Below are 1,375 nucleotides of genomic sequence, written 5' to 3' on the forward strand. Positions count from 1 at the left end.
AGGTCCTCCGGGCGCTCAACGCCTTTCAGCAACTCGTCCAGAATTTCCTTGGAGATCGTCATACATGCTTCCTTTCGGTGAAGCATGGACCCGATCAATCATACACAAAAGATCGGACACTCCCGCGGTGGCGTGCGATGTGCTCACCCCCGGGCGCTTTTTTGGCGCTTTTTCACTTGCGCCCCGACACGCCCCCTCCTATACGACCCTTCATCGGCGATCGGAACGGTCGCACGGACCTCCGGTGGGGCCATAGCTCAGTTGGTAGAGCGCTTGAATGGCATTCAAGAGGTCAGGGGTTCGACTCCCCTTGGCTCCACCACTCCGCACTTGGCAAGTGCCAGATAGATCTTCCATTAATGACAACCGTTTGTCCATTTTTACTGGAAAATGCGTATATGTGAAGAAATCCGAAGCCGGTAGAGATCGTTCTGCTGGCTGTTTTCGCGCTTTAGCGTGTTCAAGACCCAGCCTCCTCGCGCCCTCTCTATCACTAGCCAGCCACGCATCGCTGTGCGACAGATTCGGCCTATAGCGTTCATTACTGAACCAGTTCAGCGCTTCATTGCAGCTTTCTGATATGACCCGTGGGTCTCAGCCATCACGATCTCGTCCTCTGCCACCCAGTTTTTGAAGATCAAAAACCTGCGGATCGCATCGGGGGCCTCAGAATAGAGCACAAGCGCAAGGCTCTCTTCTGCGCGAGTACAAGTGACATAGAGCAGGCGGCGGGTGCGCTCGATCGTAGTTTCTTCGCCCTTGTCTGCCTTTTTCTGCGCGTCTGGACCAAGGGGTTTCACCTCGAACAGCGTCTCATACGAGGCCAGGCCCTTGAATCGTGTATGGTTGTCGTCGGCGATCACCATGATTCGGGGAAATTCGAGCCCCTTGACCCCTTGGTGGGTACCATAGTGGCTGCGGTCTTCGACATATGCGAGGTAGTGCTCCACCTGGGAAAACGGGGCCTCAAGCGCCTGTGTCCAGGCCTCGGTGACAGCGGTTTCGGCGGTTGGTGTAGCCTCGGGTGCAGTCAAGCCCTGCTCGTCAAAAGCGACACCAAGCTCGGCAAGGATGTCTGCTATGTCCTGGGTCACGGGATTGTCGTCAGGCAAACAGGGCCTAAGCTGGTCGGGGATAGGGAACAGCCGGTGCTCGGCCACGACCGCTAACACTTCAGCACAACTCGGATCCCGTTCGTCCTAAAAAAGGCCACCGCGTATTTCGCCAGGGATGCAAAGGGCGTTGTTACAGAACGCCGGTTTGAGCCGAGCTTGCGCCTTTCCCCCGAGATCTTAGGCGACGCGTTCGATCTCCGCTTGGCCGAGAGCGTTGAAGCGGTTCATGAGGGCAATGCGGATGTGGATTTCGGCGGTCT

1 protein-coding gene and 1 tRNA gene are annotated in these 1,375 nt (G+C 56.7%); one reads left to right on the plus strand and one right to left on the minus strand.

The features are described from left to right. Positions 1–246 precede the first annotated feature (246 nt). Positions 247–322 (plus strand) — tRNA-Ala (locus KNW02_RS20560). Between the two features lie 232 nt (positions 323–554). Here the strand turns inward: KNW02_RS20560 and KNW02_RS20565 are convergent. Continuing rightward, a complete protein-coding gene (locus tag KNW02_RS20565) occupies positions 555–1,160 on the minus strand; it encodes a P-loop NTPase family protein (protein ID WP_252734169.1) in 606 nt (201 codons plus the stop codon). Positions 1,161–1,375: the final 215 nt, after the last annotated feature.

The sequence above is a fragment of the Paracoccus marinaquae genome (assembly GCF_018860165.1).
GTDB lineage: Bacteria > Pseudomonadota > Alphaproteobacteria > Rhodobacterales > Rhodobacteraceae > Paracoccus > Paracoccus marinaquae.